Genomic DNA, 22,273 nt, shown 5'->3' with positions numbered 1-22,273 from the left:
GGACCCGGGAGCGCGGATGCGCCCTGACCCCCTCCCCGGGACGGCGGGGAGGGGGAGTTCGGGGGGAGGGGGACGGATCAGCCGTTGAGGGCCGGGATCACCTGGGAGCCGTACGCGTCGATCACGGCCTCCTGCGCGTCGTGCATGTCGTAGACGGCGAACTGGTCGACACCCAGCTCGCGCAGCGCGTTCAGCTTCTCGATGTGCTTCTCGACGGGCCCGATGACGCAGAACCGGTCGACGATCTCGTCGGGCACGAACTGGGTGTCGGGGTTGTCGCTGCGCCCGTGGTGCGAGTAGTCGTAGCCCTCACGGGCCTTGATGTACTCGGTGAGTTCGTCGGGGACCTGCGCCGAGTGCTCGCCGTACTTGGCGACCAGGTCGGCGACGTGGTTGCCGACCATGCCACCGAACCAGCGGCACTGCTCACGCGCGTGGGCGAGCGCCTCGGGCGAGTCGTCGGCGGTGACGTAGGCGGGCGCGGCGACGCAGACGGTGACCGAGGCCGGGTCGCGTCCGGCGTCCGCGGCGGCCTGCCTCACCGCCTTGACCATGTACTCGGTGAGGTAGAGGTCGGAGAGCTGGAGGATGAACCCGTCGGCCTCCTCGCCGGTCATCTTCAGCGCCTTGGGGCCGTACGCGGCCATCCACACGGGCAGTTCGGCACCCGGCTTGATCCAGGGGAAACGGACGACCGTGCCGCCGAGGTCGGCCTCCTCGCCGCTGCCGAGCGCGCGGATGACCTTCATGGCGGCGCTGATGCGGGCGAGGGTGTTGGGCTTGCGGCCGGCCACCCGCATGGCGGAGTCGCCGCGGCCGATGCCGCACACGGTGCGGTTGCCGAACATGTCGTTGAGGGTGGCGAAGGTGGAGGCGGTGACCTCCCAGGTGCGGGTGCCGGGGTTGGTCACCATCGGTCCGACCTTCAGCCGGGTCGTGTTCGCGAGGATCTGGCTGTAGATCACGAACGGCTCCTGCCAGAGCACGGCGGAGTCGAAGGTCCAGCCGTACGAGAAGCCGTTGCGCTCGGCGCGCTTCATCAGGCTGACGACCCGCGAGGCCGGTGGGTCGGTCTGCAGAACGAGTCCGAAGTCCATCTGCGCCACTCCTAGTTGAGGTACTGACAGGTGGAGCGGGGGATGTAGGCGCCGTGCCCGGCACGGCCCGTGTACTCCCGCTCGGTGATGACGGGCACTCCGCGCGAGAGCACGGTGTCGACCCGGCCGCCGACCCGCCTGCCCTCGTACGCCGAGTAGTCGACGTTCATGTGGTGCGTCTCGGCGGAGAGCACCTGCTCGGCGTGCGGGTCGTAGATGACGACATCGGCGTCGGCGCCCGGCGCGATGGTGCCCTTCTTCGGGTACATGCCGAACATCCGGGCCGGGGTCGCACAGGCGATCTCGATCCAGCGGCGGCGCGAGATGTGCCCGTCGAGCACGGCCTGGTGGAGCAGGTCCATGCGGTTCTCCACGCCCGGCAGACCGTTGGGGATCTTGGAGAAGTCGCCCCGGCCGAGTTCCTTCTGGCCGACGAAGCAGAACGGGCAGTGGTCGGTGGAGACGACCTGGAGGTCGTTGGTGCGCAGGCCCCGCCAGAGCACGGACTGGTGCTCCCTGGGCCGCAGCGGGGTCGAGCACACGTACTTCGCGCCCTCGAAGTCCGGCTCGGCGAGGTTGTCGGTGGACAGGAACAGATACTGCGGGCAGGTCTCGCCGAAGACGTTGAGGCCTTCGTCGCGTGCCTTCGCCAACTCCGCGACCGCCTCCATCGCGGAGACGTGCACGACGTACAGGGGGGCGCCCGCGACCTGGGCGAGTCTGATCGCCCGGTGGGTGGCCTCGGCCTCCAGCAGGGCCTTGCGGACCTCGCCGTGATAGCGCGGGTCGGTCTCGCCGCGGGCCAGGGCCTGTTCGACGAGGACGTCGATGGCGATGCCGTTCTCCGCGTGCATCATGATCAGTCCGCCGTTCTCGGCGGAGCGCTGCATGGCGCGCAGGATCTGGCCGTCGTCACTGTAGAAGACGCCCGGGTAGGCCATGAACTGCTTGAAGGAGGTGACGCCTTCCTCGACGAGGAGGTCCATCTCCTTGAGCGTCTCCTGGTTCACATCGGAGACGATCATGTGGAAGCCGTAGTCGATCGCGCAGTGGCCCTCCGCCTTGGCGTGCCAGGAGTCCAGGCCCTCGCGCAGGATGTGGCCGACGCTCTGCACGGCGAAGTCGACGATCGTGGTCGTGCCGCCGTGTGCTGCCGCGCGCGTGCCGGTCTCGAAGGTGTCGGAGGCGAAGGTGCCGCCGAAGGGCAGCTCCATGTGGGTGTGGACGTCGACGCCGCCGGGGATGACGTACTTTCCCGTGGCGTCGAACGTCGTGTCCGCGGTGAAGGATTCCGCGGCGGGGGTGCCGGTGGCCGCGAGGGCGGCGATGCGGCCGTCCTCGATCAGGACGTCGGCGTGGAGTTCGTCGGCGGCCGTGATGACTAGGCCGCCCCGGATCACTGTACGGCTCATTGGTCGCTCCTCACGGATTGCGTCTGCCGGTTGTCTGTGGCTGGTCGCGCAGTTCCCCGCGCCCCCTCAGGGCGCTGTCAGCGGGCCGTACGCCCCCGGCGCCCGGTCCCGGTAGAACTGCCAGCGGTCCCTGACCTCTCGCAGCTTGCTCATGTCCAGTTCCCTGACGACCAGTTCGGGTTCCTTGTCGCTGGCGACCTCGCCGACGAACTGGGCCTCCGGGTCCACGAAGTACGACGTGCCGTAGAAGTCGTTGTCGCCGTACTCCTCCACGCCGACCCGGTTGATCGCGCCGACGAAGTACTCGTTGGCCACGGCCGCGGCGGGCTGTTCCAGCTGCCAGAGGTAGCCGGACAGGCCGCGTGAGGTGGCAGAGGGGTTGAAGACGAGCTCGGCGCCCGCGAGGCCCAGGGCCCGCCAGCCCTCCGGGAAGTGGCGGTCGTAGCAGATGTAGACGCCGACCTTGCCGACGGCGGTGTCGAAGACCGGCCAGCCGCTGTTGCCGGGGCGGAAGTAGAACTTCTCCCAGAAACCGCGCACCTGCGGGATGTGCGTCTTGCGGTACTTGCCGAGGTAGGAGCCGTCCGCGTCGATCACGGCGGCGGTGTTGTAGAGGACGCCCGGCTGCTCCTCCTCGTACATGGGCAGCACCAGGACGAGGCCCAGCTCCTTCGCGAGGGCCTGGAAGCGCCGCACGATCGGGCCCTCGGGGATCTGCTCGGCGTACTCGTAGAACGCCGGGTCCTGCACCTGGCAGAAGTACGGTCCGTAGAACAGCTCCTGGAAACACAGGACCTGGGCGCCCTGGGCGGCGGCGTCGCGGGCCGCCTGCTCGTGCACCCGGATCATCGACTCCTTGTCGCCGGTCCAGGCCGTCTGGAAGACGGCGGCGCGGATCACTCGGCTCATCGGGACCTCCGGTAGCTCGGTGTCCGGTGAGCCTAGAAAGTCCGGGCGCCCGCTTTGAGTTGCACCGTGTCACGTCTGCGGGGGTGCGGCGTGGCACCGTGTCACCCTTGACCGACCCCATGTTTCCTCACCGTTCTCCCAGGTCGTCGCATGTTTCACCCCTGTTGCGCGTCATGCGCGAGGAGCGCGATGTGTACCGAGGCCGCCTGCTCGAAGTCGTCGAGGTCGACGCCGAGCCGGGCCTGTATCGCCTCCAGACGGCGGTAGAGGGCGGGCCGGGAGACGTGATGGAGCTGCGCGGTGAGGGACTTGTTGCGGCCGGTGGCCAGATAGGTGCGCAGCACGGCGAGCAGGTCGTCCTCCGCCGCCCGCAGCAGCCCGGCCAACTCCCTTTCGGCGAAGGACTGCACGTGCGGGTCGTCGCGCAGCAGCCGGATCAGGCCGCGCAGATGGACGTCCTTCAGGCGGACGACCGGCGGCGGTTCGAGGGCGCTGGAGGAGTCGGCGACCGCGTCCGCGACGTGCCGGGCCTCACGCAGTCCCGCGGGGACGTCGTCCCAGTCGGGGCGGGGCGCGGCGGCGGCCACGACGGCTGCCGGGCCCTCCTGCCGCAGCCGGGCCGCGAAGTGCCCGGTGAGCGTCTCGGCGTCCTGGTCTCGGGCGAGGCTCAGCAGAACGGCCGTGGTGCCGTCGGCGAGTTCGGCGGCCAGCCCGGGCAGCCCGATCAGCCGCAGCACCCGGTCCAGCCGTTCGGGCCGTGGCCCGCGCACCACGAGCGGCACGAACGTGCGGAGGTTGACCGGCAGTCCGGCGGCCCGTGCCCGCGGCAGCAGCTGCCGTGCCGGTACGACGCCGGAGACCAGGTCGGTGAGCAGGCTCTGCGCGGACTGCTCCTCCCAGGAGGCGGCGGTGCCGCCGAGCATGCGGTGCAGGACGAGGGCCTCGGCGGCGCGGTCGGCGAGGAGGCGTCCGGCGGCGGTGTCCCCGCGGAAGCCGCACAGCACGATGCGGCCCCAGCGCTCGCCTCGTCCGCCCAGTTCGGCGCGGATCCAGCCGTCGCCCTCGCGGCCGCCGGCCTGCCGGGCGATGCGCTCCCAGTCGCGAAGGACGTCGTCGACGGCCGGCCGCTCGCCGCCGGTGGCCAGCACGCGGTGGGCGAGGTTGGTGACGACGACGGGGCAGCCGCTGTGCTGGGCGACCTCGTCCAGCAGCCGTTGCAGGGGGGCGCCGGCCGTGATGAGGCCGGTGAGCGCGGTGCGGACGGACTCGGAGAGGCTGACCGCGGCGAACTTCCGCCGTACCAGCCGGGACTGGACCTCCTCGGTCAGCTCCGCGAAGGGAAAGGGCCGGTGCAGGACGACCAGGGGCAGTCCGCAGCGTTCGGCGGCCCGGCGCATCACGTCCGGCGGGGTGGGGAAGGCGCGGCCGAGTCCGAGGACCACGGCCGCGGCCTCCGCGCGGTGCAGGGAGCGGATGTACTCGGCCTGCTTGTGCTCGTCACCGGCGAGCAGCACTCCGGTGGTGAGGACCATCTCGCCACCGGACAGCATCACCCCGACGTCGGCGGCCTCGGCGACATGCACCCAGCGCACCGGCCGGTCGAGATGACCGGCCCCGGCCACCACCTCGGGCTCCCCGGCGAGCACCCTTTCCAGGCCGAGCACCTGACGGACCGACAGGGCCGGTTCCAGGGTCTCCAGGGCGGTGGTCATGGCGGCGCTCCCTCAACTCACATGGTGCTACTGGATGCTTCTCAGAGCGCGTTCGAGGATCGCGGCGCCCTCCTCGGCCTCCGCGACGGTCAGGGAGAGCGGCGGGGCGATGCGCAGGGCGCTGGTGTTGTGGCCGCCGCCCTTGCCGAGGAGCAGTCCGCCCTCGCGGGCCGCCTCCAGGACGGCGGACGCGGCCTGCGGGTCGGCCTCGTCGGTGCCGGGGCGGGTCAGCTCGATGCCGATCATCAGGCCGCGCCCGCGGACCTCCCGTACGGCCGGGACCTGGGCGCCGACGGCCCGCAGCCGCTCGATGAGCAGTCCGCCGACCCGGCGGGCGTTGCCCTGGAGGTCGTGCTCCAGCAGGTAGTTGAGGTTGGCGAGGCCGGCCGCCATGGTGATCTGGGTGCCGCCGAAAGTGGAGATGCTGTTGGCGTCCAGGCAGTTCATGATCTCGGAGCGGGCGATGACGCCGCCGATGGACATGCCGTTGCCGATGCCCTTGGCGAAGGTGACGATGTCCGGCGGCCCGGCCTGGCCGTGCGCCTGCCAGCCCCAGAAGTGTTCGCCGGTGCGGCCCCAGCCGGTCTGCACCTCGTCGGCGATCCACAGAATGCCGCGCTGGGCCAGGATCTCCCGGAACGCGGCGTAGAGGCCGTCGGGCGGTGAGGTGAACCCCCCGACGCCCTGGATCGGCTCGGCGATCAGCGCGGCGGGCGCCCGGGTGTGGCCGAGCAGGTCCTGGAGGTCCTCGACGCAGGCGGCGATGAAGTCCGGGTCGCTCAGCGCCGCGTAGGGGCCGCGGCCGCGCACACCGCCGTGGACGTAGAGCGTCTGCAGCGGGGACAGCGAGGTCGGGGACCAGCCGCGGTTGCCGGTGATGCCGACGGCGCTGAAGGAGCGGCCGTGGTAGCTGTTGCGCATCGCCAGGACGGTGTTGCTGCGCCGGAACGTCGTGGCGAGCAGCAGGGCGGTGTCGTTGGCCTCGGTGCCCGAGGTGGTGAAGAACACCCGCGGGTCCGGGATGCCGCTCAGCTTGGCGATGCGCTCGGCGAGTTCGACCATCGGCCGGTTGAGGTAGAGCGTGGAGGAGTGGATGATCCGCCCGGCCTGCTCTCCGACCGCCTTGGTGATCTCGGGCAGGGCGTGGGCGGTCATGGTGGTGAGGATGCCGCCGAAGAAGTCCAGGTAGCGGTTGCCGTCGGCGTCCCAGACGTGCCGGCCCTCGCCGTGGGTGATCTCCAGCGGGTCCTCGTAGTAGAGCGCGAGCCAGTCCGGGAGCACGGTGCGGTGTCGGCCCAGGAGGTCGTTGGTCACGGCTGTACCAGTCCTTCGTAGGCGTCGGGGCGGCGGTCTCGGTAGAAGGCCCACTGCTGCCGGACCTCTTCGATGGTGTCGAAGTCGAGGTCGCGGACGAGGAGTTCCTCCTTGGTGTCGCTGGCGGTCTCGCCGACGAGCTGCCCCCGCGGGTCGACGAAGTACGACGTGCCGTAGAAGTCGTTGTCGCCGTACTCCTCCTTGCCGACGCGGTTGATCGCGGCGACGAAGTACTCGTTGGCGACGGCGGCCGCGGGCTGCTCCAGGCGCCACAGGTAGGAGGACAGGCCGCGGTGGGTGGCGGACGGGTTGTAGACCAACTGTGCGCCGTTCAAGCCCAGTTGCCGCCAGCCCTCCGGGAAGTGGCGGTCGTAGCAGATGTAGACGCCGACCTTGCCGACGGCGGTGTCGAAGACGGGCCAGCCGAGGTTGCCGGGCTTGAAGTAGTACTTCTCCCAGAAGCCCTTCACCTGCGGGATGTGGTGCTTGCGGTACTTCCCGAGGTAGGTGCCGTCGGCGTCGATCACGGCCGCGGTGTTGTAGTAGAAGCCCGACTGCTCGACCTCGAACACCGGCACGACGACGACCATCCCGGTCTCGCGGGCCAGCTCCCGCATCCGGCGCACGGTGGGGCCGTCCGGGACCGGCTCGGCCCACCGGTAGTGCTCGGGTTCCTGGACCTGGCAGAAGTAAGGGCTGTTGAAGACCTCCTGGAAGCCGATGATCTTGGCTCCCCGGCGAGCCGCCTCGCGGGCGTGCTCCTCGTGTTTCGCCACCATGGACTCGGTGTCGCCGGTCCAGGTGGCCTGGACCAGAGCGGCACGGACGACGTTCGCCATGAGCTGCTCCTTCGACGGGACGTCAGCGCCTCTACGCCCGTAGAACAGGGACGTAGAGGGATGAACGTATGCCTACCCGAGAACCTTGCCAAGACCATTGTCGCCAACCCGCGGGGTCCGGGGCGATTGCCACTCCCGTGGGTGAGCCGGGGGGCGGGGCGGCGGATGAAGCCGCGCGCGACGCCCGCCCCCGGTCAGACCGCGAAGCCCGTGACCCGCAAGGCGTGCAGCAGGTCCCAGTACCGCTCGTCGGACACGCCCTGGGCGGCCTCCAGCAGCAACGGCACCAGGGCCTGGGGATCGACGGAGGCACTGCGGGCGGCCTCCTCGGGGGTGCGCACCCGGACGTAGGCGTCGAGCAGCGCGCGCACCTCGCGGCGCCGCCCCTCGGCCGCCATGGCCACGACCGCCTGCACGACCTCGTGTGCCGGCCGTACGACACCCTGCCGCAGGATCTGATGCCCGTCGCTGTCCCGGCCCGCCACGACCAGGGCGTCCGAGGCGGCGACCAGCAGCTCGGGCGGCAGCGAGGCGGCCTCCCAGAGCAGCGACGCCCAGTCCGCGCCGAGCCCGGCCCGCTCCAGCTCGGCGGCGATCAGGGGGAAGCGGACGGCGGGCCAGTAGGCCGCCTCCACGAGCAGGGCGTGCGCCTCCCCGCTGCGCCCCTCGCCGCGCAGACGCAGCAGCGCGCGGACGGCCTCGACGACGGCGGTCAGGTCCTCGGCGTCGGCGGGCCGCTCCGTGATCCGCTCAGGCTCCTCGGCGGCCCCGGCGAACCGCGCCCCGCGCGGCGTACGGCCGCCCCCGCTCGGCGCGGCGGACAGGTCCGGCATCGCCGCGTCCGGTACGGGGAGGGGCGCCGCCTCCTCCTCGTCGGCCATCCCGGCGAAGCGGGCACTGCCCCGGCGGCGTTTGCGCTGCTTGGGGTTGGGGGCGTCGGGGGCGGGGTCAGGGACGTGGGGCGAGGGCTCGGTGGCGGGCTCTGCGGGGGTCGCGTGAAGTTCGCCGTAGGGCGAGGGCGACGGCTCGGCTGCGGGGTCCGGGTACGGATGCCCGTAGGCGCCGCCGGGGTCGCCGGCGGGGGTCGGGCGAGGGTCACCGTAGGGGTGCCGCGTTGAAGCGGCGGAGGGGTCCTGGTGGGGGTGCCCGGCGGGTCCCCGCTCGCCCCGGGCCGCCCGTGCCGCCGCCGGGTCGGGGCGCCACCGTGCCACGGCCGCTGGGGCTGCGGACCCGCCGCCCGCCGGAGCGGGCAGCGCCGCGGGCGCGCCGACGCCCCTCGGGCCGGGCCCCGCCGCTCCCCTGCCGGGCAGGGCGCGGCCGTTGACGCCCGCCTGGGGCGGCACCCTGTCGCCGGGCCGCACGACCCGCCCCTCGGGCCCCGCGAAGCGGTCCAGGTCCCCCATCCTGCGGCGCAGCTCCACGCACCGGGCGCTCGCGCGGTCGTGGTCGTCGCGGGCCCAGGCGAGGTCGATGCGCAGGGCCTCGGCCTCGGCGGCGGATACGGCCGAGGCCAGAGCGGCGGTGAGGCCGGTCAGGCGTTCGGCGGCGTACTTCTGCTCGCGGAGCATCACGTCCAGCCGGTCACCGAGGGCCTCACGGCCACCGGGGCGCAGGTCGTGGGCCGTGAGCGCGGCCGTGTGCAGAGGGCGGGCCCGGTCCAGTTCCTCGGCCGCGGCGTCGGGGCCGTACTCCGCGGTGTAGTCCTGGAGCAGGGCCTCCAGGACGTCCCAGGGCGGAAGCTCGCGCCCGTCGAGGCAGGCTTGCATGCCATCGGGGTCGCGCTGCCAGAAGACCGCGCACCAGCCGCCGCTTTCGTCCAGGCGGGCCAGCAGGCCGTCCAGGTAGTTTGCGAACTCCCTTATCTGAGTGGGGAGTTGATCTACTGACATCGCACGACCCCCGCAAGACCGGAGCATTCCGTTTCGTTAGCGAACACCAGCCGTGTTACCACCCGGCTACGGGGAGTTTTCCGGCATGGCGCGGACGCCGCCGTTCGCGCTCCGACCTGCTGTGACCTCAGACAGGCAAAAGTTCACAATGCGCGACGAGCTCGTCCATCGACAGGCCGAGCGTCCGCGCCAGCGCGGCCACGGTGAAGAAGGCCGGGGTCGGGGCCCGGCCGGTCTCGATCTTGCGGAGCGTCTCGGCGGAGAGGCCGGCGTCCGCGGCGACCGCGGCCATGCTGCGGCCGCCACGGGCCTCGCGCAGCAGCCGACCGAGCCGCTCGCCACGTTCACGCTCTTCGGGAGTCAGCGGGGTGCGCACCATGACGCCAGTCTACTACCGATCCCCATTCTTATACCGGTATAGTAATTGGCATGGTGGAACTGAAGACGGAAGCGTCGATCGAAGCGATGTACGAGGCGGGACAGGTCGTCGGCCGTGCTCTCACGGCCGTGCGTGAGGCCGCCGACGTGGGCGTCTCCCTGCTGGAACTGGACGAGGTGGCCCGCGGCGTACTGCGCGAGGCGGGCGCGTCCTCCCCCTTCCTCGGCTACCGCCCCTCCTTCGCGCCCACCCCTTTCCCCGCGGTGATCTGCGCCTCGGTGAACGACGCGATCGTGCACGGCATCCCGACCGCCTACCGTCTGCGCGACGGCGACCTCGTCTCCATCGACTGCGGCGCCGAACTGAACGGCTGGGTCGGCGACTCGGCCCTCAGCTTCACCGTGGGCCGGCCCCGTCCGGCGGACCTGCGTCTGATCGAGACCGCCGAGCGCGCCCTCGCGGCCGGTATCGACGCCGCGGTCCCCGGCAACCGCATCGGCGACATCGCCCACGCCATCGGCTCCGTCTGCCGCGCCGCCGGATACGGCGTTCCGGACGGCTTCGGCGGACACGGCATCGGCCGCCGTATGCACGAGGACCCGGCGGTCCCGAACGAGGGCCGCCCCGGCCGCGGCCTGCGGCTGCGGGCCGGCATGGTCCTCGCCATCGAGCCGATGCTGGTCGCGGGCGGCCGCGACGACTACCACGCGGCGGGTGACGGCTGGACCCTGAAGACCAACGACGGCTCCCGCGCGGCCCACGCCGAACACACGGTGGCGATCACGGCCGACGGGCCACGCGTCCTGACGGCCCGGCCGGACGGAGCGGCGGCGCGGGGCCCGGCCCTTCGGACGGGCGAGGGCTCGACGTCCGGCTGAGCGGCAGGGAGCCCACCGGCCCCGGGGTTGTGGACCCGTCCAGAACCCCGGGCCTTGACCTTGAGTACCGGCACCGGTCCACCACCCCCGGCCCCGGCCGCCCGCACCGGTCCACAACCCCCGGCCCCATGCGGCCCGCACCGGTCCGGAACCCCGGGCCCGGCCTCGTGCCCGGCGGGCCCCTCGGCCCCGGCCGCGTACACCCGGCGGGACACCGCGTCCCGCGGCGAACGCTCCCCCCGCCGGGGGCCCTCTGGAGGTGCCCCCGGCCCCTGTTCGTGCGAAGGTGTTCTACGAACGCGGCCAGGTGTAACCGGCTTCCGGCCGGGTTACCCGACTCCGGCATGTCGATCAGCGAGGGCGGCCCTGCCCGCGCAGGGAAGCCGGATGGGAACGCCATGACCAGCGGTTTCAGCGGTCCGGAAGGCTACGACGCCTTCGGAGAGTTCCTCGCCCGCTTCTTCGGCGGACCCCGACCCGGTCCCCGGCAGATCAACATCGGCCAGCTGCTCAACCAGCCGGCCAGGGAACTGGTGCGCGGTGCCGCCCAGTACGCCGCCGAGCACGGCAGCCGCGACCTGGACACCCAGCACCTGCTGCGCGCCGCGCTGGCCACCGAGCCCACCCGGACCCTGATCAGCCGGTCCGGCACGGACCCCGACTCCCTCGCGACGGAGATCGACGAGCGGTCCGGCCCGGTCGTGCACCAGCCGGCCGAGGCCCCGCCGCCCACCTCGCTGTCGCTCACCCCGGCCGCCAAGCGCGCCCTGCTCGACGCGCACGAGCTGGCCCGCTCGCGCGGCGCCGGGCACATCGGCCCGGAACATGTGCTCAGCGCTCTCGCCGCGAACCCCGACTCCGCCGCCGGGCACATACTCAACCAGGCGCACTTCAACCCCGGCGGCGCACCGCCCGAGGCCCCTGAGCTGGCACCGCCGCGGGCCGAGCGGCGGCCGGGCACCTCGACGCCGACGCTCGACAAGTACGGCCGGGACCTGACCGACCAGGCGCGCCAGGGCCGGATCGACCCGGTGATCGGCCGGGACACGGAGATCGAGCAGACCGTCGAGGTGCTGTCGCGGCGGGGGAAGAACAACCCCGTGCTGATCGGCGACGCGGGCGTCGGCAAGACCGCCATCGTGGAGGGCCTGGCGCAGCGGATCGTGGACGGGGACGTGCCGGACATCCTGGTCGGCCGCCGGGTGGTGGCCCTCGACCTGACCGGCGTGGTGGCCGGCACCCGCTACCGGGGCGACTTCGAGGAGCGCCTGAACTCCATCGTCGAGGAGATCAGCACCCACTCCGGCGAACTCATCGTCTTCATCGACGAGCTGCACACGGTGGTGGGCGCGGGCGGTGGCGGCGAGGGCGGCTCGATGGACGCGGGCAACATCCTCAAGCCCGCGCTGGCCCGCGGCGAACTGCATGTCGTCGGCGCGACCACGCTGGAGGAGTTCCGCCGGATCGAGAAGGACGCGGCCCTGGCCCGCCGCTTCCAGCCGATCCTGGTGCCCGAGCCGACCCCGGAGGACGCGCTGGAGATCCTGCGCGGCCTGCGCGACCGCTACGAGGCCCATCACCAGGTCCGCTACACCGACGAGGCGCTGGACGCGGCGGTAGAGCTGTCCGACCGCTATCTCACCGACCGCCGGCTGCCCGACAAGGCGATCGACCTGATCGACCAGGCGGGCGCCCGGGTCCGGCTGCGCGCCCGCACCAAGGGCACGGACGTACGCGCGATGGAACGCGAGGCCGAGCAGCTGACCCGGGACAAGGACCAGGCTGTCGCCGGCGAGAGTTACGAGGAGGCGATGCGGCTGCGCGACCGGATCGCCGAACTGAAGCGGCGGATCGCCGAGGCGGCCGGGGACGGCACGGTCGAGGAGGGTCAGCATCTGGAGGTCACCGCGGAGGCCATCGCCGAGGTGGTGTCCCGCCAGACGGGCATTCCGGTCAGCAGGCTGACCGAGGAGGAGAAGGACCGGCTGCTCGGGCTGGAGGAGCATCTGCGCCAGCGGGTGATCGGCCAGGAGGAGGCCGTCCGGGTCGTCGCCGACGCGGTGCTGCGCTCGCGGGCGGGCCTGGGGAGCCCGGACCGGCCGATCGGCAGTTTCCTCTTCCTCGGCCCGACCGGCGTGGGCAAGACGGAGCTGGCCCGGGCGCTGGCGGAGGCGCTGTTCGGCAGCGAGGACCGCATGGTGCGGCTGGACATGAGCGAGTACCAGGAGCGGCACACCGTCTCCCGGCTGGTGGGCGCCCCGCCCGGATACGTCGGCCACGAGGAGGCCGGGCAGCTCACCGAGGTCGTCCGCCGCCACCCGTATTCGCTGCTGCTCCTGGACGAGGTGGAGAAGGCGCACCCGGACGTGTTCAACATCCTGCTCCAGGTGCTGGACGACGGCCGGCTCACCGACTCCCAGGGCCGCACGGTCGACTTCACCAACACTGTGATCGTGATGACCAGCAACCTCGGCTCGGAGGCCGTCACCCGGGGCGGCGGCGGGATCGGCTTCGGGCCGGGGCACGGCGAGGGCGACGAGGAGGCACGCCGCGACCGCGTCCTGCGCCCGCTGCGCGACCACTTCCGGCCGGAGTTCCTGAACCGCATCGACGAGATCGTCGTCTTCCGCCGGCTCACCCCCGAGCAGTTGCACCGGATCACCAACCTGCTGCTGGAGCGGACCCGGCGTCTGGTGCACGCGCAGGGCATCGCGGTCGAGTTCACCGGCGCCGCGATCGACTGGCTGTCCGACCACGGCTTCCAGCCGGAGTACGGCGCCCGCCCGCTGCGTCGCACCATCCAGCGCGAGGTCGACAACCGGATGTCCCGGCTGCTGCTGGACGGCAAGGTCGCCGAGGGCGACCGGGTGACGGTGGACGTGACGGACGGACGTCTGGACTTCCGTACGGAGAGCGGGGTTCAGGACACCTCGGGCGACGCGTAGCACCACCCGAGGTGGATCCGAGCGGGCCGGGCACCGCAATGCCGGGCGCGCGCCCCACGCCTGGCCGGCCTCAGGGCTCCGGCCGGCTCCAGGACCGGGCTTCAGGGCGTCGGGCCGGCTCCAGGACGTCGGGCTTCAGGGCGTCGGGTGGACGACCATCGCCGATCCGCCGCCCCTGCGCACCTTCTCCGCCGCCGCGAGCCACTTCCCGCCCGGCAGCCGCTGCACCGCGGTCGCGGCGCCGATCTCCGGGTTGAGCCGGAAACCGTGCCCGATGGCCTCCAGCTGTGCCCGCAACGGGCTGTCGTAGAGCCCGGGTTCGAGTTCGGTGGTGGTCTGGTTGCGCTGGCTGGCGCGGGGCGCGGCGATGGCGTCGACGAGCGGCAGGCCGCGGTCGAGGAAGCCGGTCAGGGTCTGGAGCACGGTGGTGATGATGGTCGCGCCGCCGGGCGAACCGAGCGCCACGACAGGGCGGTCGTGCGCGTCGAGCACGATGGTCGGGGAGATGGAGGAGCGCGGCCGCTTGCCCGGTCCGGGCAGGTTCGGGTCGTGCACGGCCGGGTTGGCGGGCGCGAAGGAGAAGTCGGTCAGCTCGTTGTTGAGCAGGAAACCGCGGCCGGGGACGGTGATGCCGCTGCCGCCGGTCTGCTCGATGGTGAGGGTGTAGGCGACGACGTTGCCCCACTTGTCGGCGACGGTGAGGTGGGTGGTGTTCTCCCCCTCGTACGTCGTCGGGGCCGCGGTGCCCGTCGCGGCGCAGTCGGCCGGGTCGCGCGGGTCGCCGGGGGCGAGCGGGCTGGTGAGGACGGCGTCGTCCGCGATCAGGCAGGCGCGGGAGTCGGCGTAGCGCTGCGAGAGCAGTTCCTTCGCCGGTACGTCCTCGAAGGCGGGGTCGCCCACCCAGCGCCCGCGGTCGGCGAAGGCGATGCGGCCGGCCTCGATGAAGCGGTGGAGATACCGGGCCTCGCTCGCCGTCGAGAGGTCGGTGTTCTCCAGGATGTTGAGGGCCTCGCCGACGGTGGTGCCGCCGGAGGACGAGGGCGCGATGGAGTAGACGCCGAGGCCGCGGTACGAAGTCCGGGTCGGGGCCTGGAGTTTGGCGCGGTAGGTCCCGAGGTCGTCGGCGGTCAGTCTGCCGGGCCGGGCGTTCCAGCCCGAGGCCGGGTCGACGGGCGGGTGGTTGACCGTGTCGAGGACGTCCCGGCCCAGGCCGCCGCGGTAGAGGGTGGCGACGCCCTTGCTGCCGAGTTCGGCGTAGGTGCGGGCCAGGTCGGGGTTCTTGAAGGTGGAGCCGACGACGGGGAGTCGCCCCCCGGGCAGGAACAGCTCGACGGTGTCGGGGAAGGCGCGGAAGCGGGTCTCGTTGGCGGCGGTCTGCGCGCGGAAGGTGGCGTCCACCGTGAAGCCGTCGCGGGCCAGGCGCTCGGCGGGCTTCAGCAGGGGGGCCAGTGGTCTGCTGCCCCAGCGCTCCAGTGCGGTCCGCCAGGTGGCCGGGGTGCCGGGGACGCCGACGCCGAGGCCGCTGCTGACGGCTTCGGCGAAGGGGATGGGTCTGCCGTTCTCCAGGAAGAGGTCGGCTCCGGCGCTCAGCGGCGCGGTCTCCCGGCCGTCGACGGTGTGTACGGTCCGGGAGGCGGCGTCGTAGTAGACGAGGTAGCCGCCTCCGCCGATGCCCGCGGAGTAGGGCTCGGTGACGCCGAGGGCGGCCGCGGTGGCGACGGCCGCGTCGACGGCGTTGCCGCCCTTGCGCAGCACCTCGATGCCCGCGGCGGAGGCGTCCGCGTCGACACTGGCGACGGCGCCGCCGTATCCGGAGGCGACGGGGACCTTCTCGACGGGCGTGGGCGGTGCGGCGGGTGGCGCCGCGGCCCCCACCGTCACCACGGCGGCCGAGACCGCCAGAATCGTCATCTTCCGTGCGGCAGGGACAGGGTGACGCATGCGCACCTCCAGTCGGGACCGTTCGAGCAGCCTAGTCTCATCATGGTCACGGCGGGCAAGTAGCATGCGCGCCCATGAATGACGACGTCCGCAACATTGTTCTAGGGGTCGTGGCGGCCGGTATCAGCGCCGCGCTGGGGTGGCTCGCCCGTACCTACCTGTGGCGGCGCAGGCTGCGCCGCAAGCAGCGGTTCCTCGGGCTGCCGGAGAACGCGGAAGCCGTGCTCGTCGTCAACCGCGACCCGGCGGCGGCCGAACCGGCCGTCCACCGCTTCGACGTGTTCGCCCTGTTGGAGCTGTCCGCACTGATCAAGGGCTGCGGGGCGAACGCGCAGCTCGTCACCCAGGACACGGCACAGCCCGGTTTCGGCGAGCGCACCGAGTTCTGCGTCGGCGGGCCCGCTTCCAATCGGCGGATGACCGCGCACATGTCGGCCATGCTGCCGGGGATACGGATCAATGTGGACGCGGAACCGGGGCCGGACCGCAGCGCATTCCAGGTCGGCTCCGAGCGCTACCGGCTGGAGCCGGGCCGTACCGAGTACGTGCTGCTGGCGAGATTGACGGACAGTCAGAACCCGGAGGCGCGGCCGGTGTTCCTCTTCTGCGGCCAGCGGGCGATCACCAATCAGGCGGCGACCCGCTATCTCGCCCGCAACCATGAGCGGTTGACCCGCAAGTACGGGGTGGGGTCCTTCGTGCTGCTGCTGAAGGTGATCAACTCGCAGGCGTACGGGGCCGATGTGGTGGAGCTGGTGGCGGACGTGACGCGCGCGGCGCAGGCGCCGCTGCCGGCCCAGGCCTCGCGCACCTCGCACCGGGCCTCGTGACGCCTTCGGCCGGATCGGGCCGTGCGCCGGACTTCTTGACGCCTCAGGCCGGATCGGAGTGTGCCGACCATCATCGTTACTCGTACGTAACTTACCGATGGGTTACCTCCGGTAAGGAGTCGCGGTTACCGTCGGGTCACTTTGCCACTGACGCGCGTCGAGTGAGGAGTGTCCCGTGCGATCCCACCGCAAGGCACTGCGCGCCACCGCCGTGGGCGCAGTCTCCGCGACCCTGATCGCGGGCAGCGCCCTCGGCCTCGCCCCTGCCGCCCAGGCGGCCCCGGACAGCGTCCGGTTCGTCGACATCGCCGGGCAGGGCGGGACGGTGCTCAAGGCGAACGTCGTCACGCCCCGGGGCGCCGACGGCGGCCGCCGCCACCCGCTCGTCGTGCTGCCCACGAGCTGGGGCCTGCCCCAGGTCGAGTACCTCGCCCCGGCCCAGAAGCTCGCCGACTCCGGCTATGTCGTCGTCACCTACAACGTGCGCGGCTTCTGGCAGTCGGGCGGCTCGATAGAGGTCGCCGGGCCGCCGGACGTGGCCGACGCCTCCCGGGTCATCGACTGGGCGCTCGCCCACACCCCCGCCGACCCCGGTCACATCGGCATGGCCGGCGTCTCCTACGGCGCCGGGATCAGCCTGCTGACGGCCGCGCACGACCCGCGCGTCAAGGCGGTCGCCGCGCTCAGCGGCTGGGCCGACCTGATCGACTCCATCTACGGCGGCCGCACCCAGCACGTCCAGGCGGCCAGGCTGCTGGACGTCGCCGGCGCCCTCACCGGCCGCCTGAGCCCCGAGGCCAGAGGGGTCTTCGACGACTTCTACGCCTCCGACCTCCAGCACGAGTCCGACCTGATCGCCTGGGGCAAGGTGCGCTCCCCCAAGACCTACGTCGACCGCCTCAACACCAACGGCACCGCCGTGATGCTCGCCAACGCCTGGGGCGACACCGTCTTCCCGCCCGGCCAGTACGCGGACTTCTACGAGAAGCTGACCGGGCCGAAGCGGCTCCAGCTGCGTCCCGGCGACCACGGCACGGCCGAGATCACCGGCCTGTTCGGGCTGCCCAACGACGTGTGGACCGACACCGGCCGCTGGTTCGACCATCACCTCAAGGGCGCCGACAACGGCGTCGACCGTGAGCAGCCGGTGCGGCTCAAGTCCCGTACGGGCGGCGGCTACGAGGGCTATCCGGACTGGAAGTCGGTCGCCGCCACGGACCGCAAGATCGCCCTCTCCGGCACGAAGACGATCCACACGAACATCGACTCGGGCGCGAGCGGCGGCATCGTCCTGCTGTCCAGCTTCCTCGACCAGGTGGCGAAGCTCCCGCCGATGGCGTCGATCCCGCTCATCCCCCGTCTGTGGGCCGCCGTCTGGCAGTCGGAGAAGTACCCGACGGCCCAGCACATCCGCGGCACCGCCCGGCTGCACACCACCGTGACCGCGACCGAGGAGAGCGGAACCCTCGTCGCGTACCTGTACGACGTGGGCCCGCTCGGCCTCGGCAAGCTGGTCGGCCACGCACCGTACACCTTCCACGGGCGCACCCCCGGGGAGCCGTTCGGTCTCGACCTGGAGGTGTTCTCCACGGCCTATGACGTCCCGGCAGGGCATCGGCTGGCCCTGGTCGTCGACACGGTCGACCCGCTCTACATCGAGCACAACCCGACCGGCGCGCAGCTGACCTTCTCCTCGCCGGCGAACGACCCGTCCTATGTGACGGTCCCGCTGCGCGAGCAGTGATCTCCGGCTGCCGCCGGGCGGGTCTGGCTCTCCGCGGCTGCTGCCCCCTACGGTCGAGGGGCCGTGGGGGGATCCCCACCCGGCAGCAGCGTCCCTGGTCCGGCGGCGACGACCGCGACCGCCTTCACCGGAGGGACGAAGGTCAAATCGTAGTCGAGGCCCCGCGCGGCGCGTCGTCCGGTGGGGGTCACCCCGGCTCCGGCGGCACGCACAGCTGTGCTGGGGAGCACGGCCCGCACCGGCCGGTCAGTGGTGGAGGATCTTCGACAGGAAGTCCTTGGCCCGCTCGCTGTGCGGGTCGCCGAAGAAGTCGTCGGGGCTGCGGTCCTCCACGATGCGGCCATCCGCCATGAACACCACGCGGTTGGCGGCGGAACGGGCGAAGCCCATCTCGTGCGTGACCACGACCATCGTCATACCGTCACGGGCCAGTTGCTGCATGACTTCCAGAACCTCATTGATCATCTCCGGGTCGAGCGCGGAGGTGGGCTCGTCGAACAGCAGGGCCTTGGGATCCATGGCGAGGGCGCGGGCGATGGCCACGCGCTGCTGCTGGCCGCCCGAGAGCTGGGCGGGGTACTTGTCGGCCTGGTCGGCGACACCGACCCGGTCGAGCAGTTCGCGCGAACGCTTGTCGGCGTCCTCCTTCTTGCGCTTTCTGACCTTGGTCTGACCGAGCGACACGTTCTGCAGGACCGTCTTGTGCGCGAACAGGTTGAAGGACTGGAAGACCATGCCGACGTCGGCCCGCAGGGCCGCGAGCGCCTTGCCCTCCGCGGGCAGCGGCTCGCCGTCGAGCCTGATGGTGCCGGACTGGATCGGCTCCAGCCGGTTGATCGCCCTGCACAGCGTGGACTTGCCCGACCCGGAGGGGCCGATGACCACGACCACCTCCCCCTTGCCGACCGTGAGGTCGATGTCCTGAAGGACATGCAGATCCCCGAAGTACTTGTTCACTTCACGCAGCTCGATCAATGGATCGACGGCCATTCCCAGCCCCACTCACTCATCGCCGTGTCGTGGCTGCCGCAAACTATCCATCCGGAAAGGGGGTTGACCAACGACACGCACTTTTCGGGCATTAGCCGTATTACCGGCTCAGGCTTCTGCGACCTCCCCATAGAGCTGGGACAGTTCGGGCACCCCACTGGCCGCCCATTCGTGTCCTGCCGTCACGACGTCGAACTCCCGTCCGGAGGCCAGCCGTACGACCGGCTGTCCGCTCGGCCACAGATCCCATGCCGCGCCGGGCACGGTCCGCACGATCACCGTGCCCAGATACAGACCCGCGTCGTTGCCGAGCCAGGACAGCGTCTCCTCGTCGTCGCGCCAGCGGGGCAGCAACTGGTCCAGCTCCTCCAACGAGGCAGCCGTGTCATCGAGTCGCACCCCCGCCCGCTCCGCGTGGGAGCGCAACAGCTCGCACTCGGACAGCAGCGCGCCGATCCCCTCGGGGTCCGGTGCGGCGCCGTCGGCCGTGTGCACCGCGACACCGCGTGCCGGGCCGCGCTTCTTCCGCAGGTGGCCGAGGAACGGGATGTTCATACGTCCAGACTGACATTCGCACCGGCGTGCGCACCACAGGCGCGCGGCACAGTCCTTCCGGGTGATTTTCCGAGGCCCGTGCCGTCGGGAATTGACGAGGTCGTACCGTCTTCCTAGCTTCAACCTGCGCCGCTCCAGTGCACAGCGGCCGATTCGTCCCACCAGTGACCTGGAGGATCGGTTGGTACACCGGGGACGCCGGATCATCGTTGCCGCCGTGTTCGTCATGCTCGCGTCGGCGGTCTCGCCCAACGCGCCGAGCGCGACGGCGACCGTGGCACCACTGCCGAAGCCGCTGCAGCGGCTGTTCGACAACACCGCCGTCAGCGACGACGCCCGGCCCGCCGCGGCCGACTTCGACGGCGCGGGCGGTTCGCTGTCCGCCCAGGACCTCGCCGCCGCGGGCTGGACGCCGGGCCGCGCCCTGACGGTGCAGGGCGCCCGGCTGACCTGGTCACGCGGCGCGCCCGGCCGGCCGGACAACGTACGGGCCGCCGGACAGTCGGTGCGCGTCACCGGTCACGGCGACGCGCTCGCCTTCCTCGTCGCGGGCACAGGCGCCGACACCAGCGGCACCGGCACCGTCGAGTACGCCGACGGCACCACCGGCCTCTACCGCCTCACCGCCCCCGACTGGCGCACCGGCCCCCTGCCCACCAAGGCAGTCGCGCTGCCGCACGTCAACACACCCGGCGGTCAACTCGCCGAGAAGTCACGGCTGTATGTCGTGACGGTACCGCTCGACGGCATCCGTGAGGTCACCGCGGTGCGTCTGCCGCAGGCCCGCGATCTGCATGTTCTCGCTCTGTCGGTGCGCCCCGCGACGACCGGCTGGACCGGTACCTGGGCAGTGGCCACCTCGGGGCACCCGGCCGTGGGGCCGTGGACCGACCGCACGCTGCGGCTGGTGGTGCACACCTCGGCGGGCGGCCCACGGGTGCGGCTGCGCTTCGACAACACCTTCGCGTCGGGCCCGGTGGCCATCGGCGCCGCGTCCGTGGCCGTGCAGGAGCAGGGCGCGAACGCCCTCACCACGCCGCTCCCGCTCAGTTTCGACGGTTCGGCGGGCGTCTCGCTGGCGGCGGGCGCCCAGGTCTACAGCGACCCGCTCGGCTTCGAGGTGCCCGAGGACACGAATCTGCTCGTCAGCTTCCGGCTGACAGGCACGGTGAGCGCCCTGCCCGTGCACACCCTCGCGGTGCAGCGGTCGTACGTCAGCGAGCCCGGCGACCACACGGCCGACGTGTCCGGCGCCGCGTACACCACGACGATCACCAACTGGCCGCTGCTGACCGGCGTCGACGTCACCGGCGGGCCGGGCTCCGTGGTGACGCTCGGCGACTCGATCACCGACGGCGGACGCTCCACCACCGACACCAACCGGCGCTGGCCCGACGTGCTCTCCGACCGGCTCGGCACGCAGATCGTCCTCCCCCGCTACGGGGTGCTCAACCAGGGAGTCTCGGGCAACCGCGTCACCCAGGACCGCTACCCCGGCGACGGCACCGAGACGGCCACCTGGGGGGTCAGCGCCCTCAACCGGCTCGACCGGGACGTGTTCGCCCAGACCTCGGTGCGCACCCTCTTCGTCTTCGAGGGCATCAACGACCTGATCTCCGGCATCGGCGCCGACCAGGTCGCCACGGCCCTGAGCGAGATCGCCGACCGCGCCCACGAGCACGGACTGCGGGTGCTCGCGGCGACGCTCCTGCCCTGCGCGGGCAACGCCTACTGCACACCGGCCGTCCAGGCGGAGCGGACCGAGCTGAACACCTGGATCCGCCGCGCCGGGGCGAGCGGCGTGTTCGACGGCGTGAGCGACTTCGACGCCGCGCTCCGCGACCCCGCCGACCCGTCCCGGATGCTGCCCGCCTACGACAGCGGGGACCATCTGCACCCCGGCGACGCGGGCATGGCCGCGCTCGGAACCTCGGTGGACCTGGGGAAGCTGTGACGCCCGCGCCCGCGGGTCCGGGGTCCGGGGTCCGGGGTCCTCCAGGCTCGCGGGCGTGAGGCTCCATCGGCCGGCGGGCCACCGCGCGCCCCGCCCGGGGTCCTACTGGACGTCCAGGTCCACGACCACCGGCGCGTGGTCCGAGGCGCCCTTGCCCTTGCGCTCCTCACGGTCCACATAGGCGTCGGTGACGGCCTTGGCGAACGGCTCGTTGCCGTAGACCAGGTCGATCCGCATGCCGCGGTTCTTGGGGAAGCAGAGCTGGCGGTAGTCCCAGTAGGTGTACGAGCGGTCGTACTTCAGGGGGCGCGGGACCACGTCGTTCAGCCCGGCCTCCCGCAGCGAGGCCAGCGCGGCCCGCTCGGCGGGGGTGACATGGGTCGCGCCCTCGAAGACCGCCACGTCGAAGACGTCGTCGTCGGTCGGCGCGACGTTGTAGTCGCCGAGGATCGCGAAGGGACGGCTGCCGGTCGCGTCCCCGGCGACGGCCGCTCTGAGGGCCTCGAACCACTGGAGCTTGTACGCGTAGTGCGGGTGGTCCACCTCGCGGCCGTTCGGCACGTAGACCGACCAGACGCGGACCGGGCCGCAGGTCGCGGAGACCGCACGGGGCTCGACCACGCCGTCGTAGCCGGGGTCGCCGGGCAGGCCCTTGACCACGTCCTCCAGACCCACACGGGAGAGCACCGCCACCCCGTTCCACCGGCCGGTGGCGTGGACCGCCGACTCGTAGCCCAGCTCGCGCAGCTGGTCCGACGGGAACAGGTCCTCGGAGACCTTGGCCTCCTGGAGGCACAGCACGTCGGTGCCACTGCTCTCCAGCCAGGCCAGCAGCCTCGGCAGGCGGGCGGTGATCGAGTTCACGTTCCAGGTCGCGATGCGCAT

17 protein-coding genes are annotated in these 22,273 nt (G+C 72.0%); 5 read left to right on the top strand and 12 right to left on the bottom strand.

The features are described from left to right. Window positions 1–77: 77 nt before the first annotated feature. The 8 genes from ABZZ79_RS09475 to ABZZ79_RS09440 all read right to left on the bottom strand — a co-directional run bounded on the left by ABZZ79_RS09475 (window position 78) and on the right by ABZZ79_RS09440 (window position 9,551). The gene (locus tag ABZZ79_RS09475; RefSeq protein WP_356688187.1) at window positions 78–1,097 is read right to left on the bottom strand and encodes a TIGR03842 family LLM class F420-dependent oxidoreductase; all 1,020 of its coding nucleotides are present in this window, start codon (window positions 1,095–1,097) and stop codon (window positions 78–80) included. Window positions 1,098–1,108: 11 nt separating this feature from the next. Beyond that, window positions 1,109–2,509 carry a dihydropyrimidinase gene (hydA, locus tag ABZZ79_RS09470; RefSeq protein WP_356688185.1) on the bottom strand — a complete coding sequence of 467 codons (1,401 nt, stop codon included), beginning with the start codon at window positions 2,507–2,509 and terminating at the stop codon, window positions 1,109–1,111. 66 nt (window positions 2,510–2,575) lie between these two features. Beyond that, window positions 2,576–3,418 carry a nitrilase-related carbon-nitrogen hydrolase gene (locus tag ABZZ79_RS09465; protein WP_356688183.1) on the bottom strand — a complete coding sequence of 281 codons (843 nt, stop codon included), beginning with the start codon at window positions 3,416–3,418 and terminating at the stop codon, window positions 2,576–2,578. 155 nt (window positions 3,419–3,573) lie between these two features. Further along, window positions 3,574–5,130 carry a PucR family transcriptional regulator gene (locus ABZZ79_RS09460; RefSeq protein WP_356688181.1) on the bottom strand — a complete coding sequence of 519 codons (1,557 nt, stop codon included), beginning with the start codon at window positions 5,128–5,130 and terminating at the stop codon, window positions 3,574–3,576. A 27-nt stretch (window positions 5,131–5,157) separates the two neighbouring features. Then, window positions 5,158–6,444, bottom strand: a complete 1,287-nt coding sequence (locus ABZZ79_RS09455) for an aspartate aminotransferase family protein (protein WP_356688179.1) — start codon at window positions 6,442–6,444, stop codon at window positions 5,158–5,160. After that, window positions 6,441–7,283 carry a nitrilase-related carbon-nitrogen hydrolase gene (locus ABZZ79_RS09450; protein WP_356688177.1) on the bottom strand — a complete coding sequence of 281 codons (843 nt, stop codon included), beginning with the start codon at window positions 7,281–7,283 and terminating at the stop codon, window positions 6,441–6,443. The genes ABZZ79_RS09455 and ABZZ79_RS09450 overlap by 4 nt, the downstream gene beginning before the upstream one ends. A gap of 194 nt (window positions 7,284–7,477) precedes the next feature. Continuing rightward, complete coding sequence (locus ABZZ79_RS09445; protein ID WP_356688175.1) at window positions 7,478–9,172, bottom strand: hypothetical protein; 1,695 nt, start codon at window positions 9,170–9,172, stop codon at window positions 7,478–7,480. A 127-nt stretch (window positions 9,173–9,299) separates the two neighbouring features. Next, entirely contained in the window at window positions 9,300–9,551 is a 252-nt protein-coding gene (locus ABZZ79_RS09440; protein WP_356688173.1) for a helix-turn-helix transcriptional regulator, read from the bottom strand. Between the two features lie 50 nt (window positions 9,552–9,601). Here ABZZ79_RS09440 and map point away from each other — a divergent pair, with 50 nt between their 5' ends. After that, window positions 9,602–10,429, top strand: a complete 828-nt coding sequence (gene map / locus ABZZ79_RS09435; RefSeq protein WP_356688171.1) for a type I methionyl aminopeptidase — start codon at window positions 9,602–9,604, stop codon at window positions 10,427–10,429. Window positions 10,430–10,827: 398 nt separating this feature from the next. Further along, window positions 10,828–13,374 (top strand): ATP-dependent Clp protease ATP-binding subunit, encoded by a 2,547-nt coding sequence (locus ABZZ79_RS09430; RefSeq protein ID WP_356688169.1) that lies wholly within the window; start codon window positions 10,828–10,830, stop codon window positions 13,372–13,374. A gap of 135 nt (window positions 13,375–13,509) precedes the next feature. On the opposite strand, the gene ggt is transcribed toward ABZZ79_RS09430, so the two are convergent. Next, on the bottom strand, window positions 13,510–15,315 hold the full coding sequence (ggt, locus tag ABZZ79_RS09425; RefSeq protein WP_356688167.1) for a gamma-glutamyltransferase: 1,806 nt from the start codon (window positions 15,313–15,315) through the stop codon (window positions 13,510–13,512). Window positions 15,316–15,389: 74 nt separating this feature from the next. On the opposite strand from ggt, the gene ABZZ79_RS09420 reads away from it, so the two are divergent. Together ABZZ79_RS09420 and ABZZ79_RS09415 are read left to right on the top strand one after the other, a co-directional pair. Further along, window positions 15,390–16,145 carry a hypothetical protein gene (locus tag ABZZ79_RS09420; RefSeq protein ID WP_356688165.1) on the top strand — a complete coding sequence of 252 codons (756 nt, stop codon included), beginning with the start codon at window positions 15,390–15,392 and terminating at the stop codon, window positions 16,143–16,145. A 175-nt stretch (window positions 16,146–16,320) separates the two neighbouring features. Continuing rightward, window positions 16,321–17,889 carry an alpha/beta fold hydrolase gene (locus ABZZ79_RS09415; protein WP_356688163.1) on the top strand — a complete coding sequence of 523 codons (1,569 nt, stop codon included), beginning with the start codon at window positions 16,321–16,323 and terminating at the stop codon, window positions 17,887–17,889. A 246-nt stretch (window positions 17,890–18,135) separates the two neighbouring features. Here the strand turns inward: ABZZ79_RS09415 and ABZZ79_RS09410 are convergent, their stop codons facing one another. After that, window positions 18,136–18,879, bottom strand: coding sequence for an amino acid ABC transporter ATP-binding protein (locus ABZZ79_RS09410; RefSeq protein WP_356688161.1), 744 nt, complete (start codon window positions 18,877–18,879; stop codon window positions 18,136–18,138). Between the two features lie 108 nt (window positions 18,880–18,987). Continuing rightward, the gene (locus ABZZ79_RS09405) at window positions 18,988–19,434 is read right to left on the bottom strand and encodes a DUF6278 family protein (RefSeq protein WP_356688159.1); all 447 of its coding nucleotides are present in this window, start codon (window positions 19,432–19,434) and stop codon (window positions 18,988–18,990) included. A gap of 226 nt (window positions 19,435–19,660) precedes the next feature. Between ABZZ79_RS09405 and ABZZ79_RS09400 the strand changes: the two genes are divergently transcribed. Next, on the top strand, window positions 19,661–21,388 hold the full coding sequence (locus ABZZ79_RS09400; RefSeq protein ID WP_356688294.1) for an SGNH/GDSL hydrolase family protein: 1,728 nt from the start codon (window positions 19,661–19,663) through the stop codon (window positions 21,386–21,388). Window positions 21,389–21,490: 102 nt separating this feature from the next. Here the strand turns inward: ABZZ79_RS09400 and ABZZ79_RS09395 are convergent, their stop codons facing one another. Then, entirely contained in the window at window positions 21,491–22,273 is a 783-nt protein-coding gene (locus ABZZ79_RS09395) for an exodeoxyribonuclease III (protein WP_356688157.1), read from the bottom strand.

The sequence above is a fragment of the Streptomyces sp. NPDC006458 genome (assembly GCF_040612135.1).
Classification (GTDB): domain Bacteria; phylum Actinomycetota; class Actinomycetes; order Streptomycetales; family Streptomycetaceae; genus Streptomyces.
The sequence above is the reverse complement of the archived record's forward strand: the minus strand, read 5'-3'. Positions and strand labels throughout refer to the sequence as shown.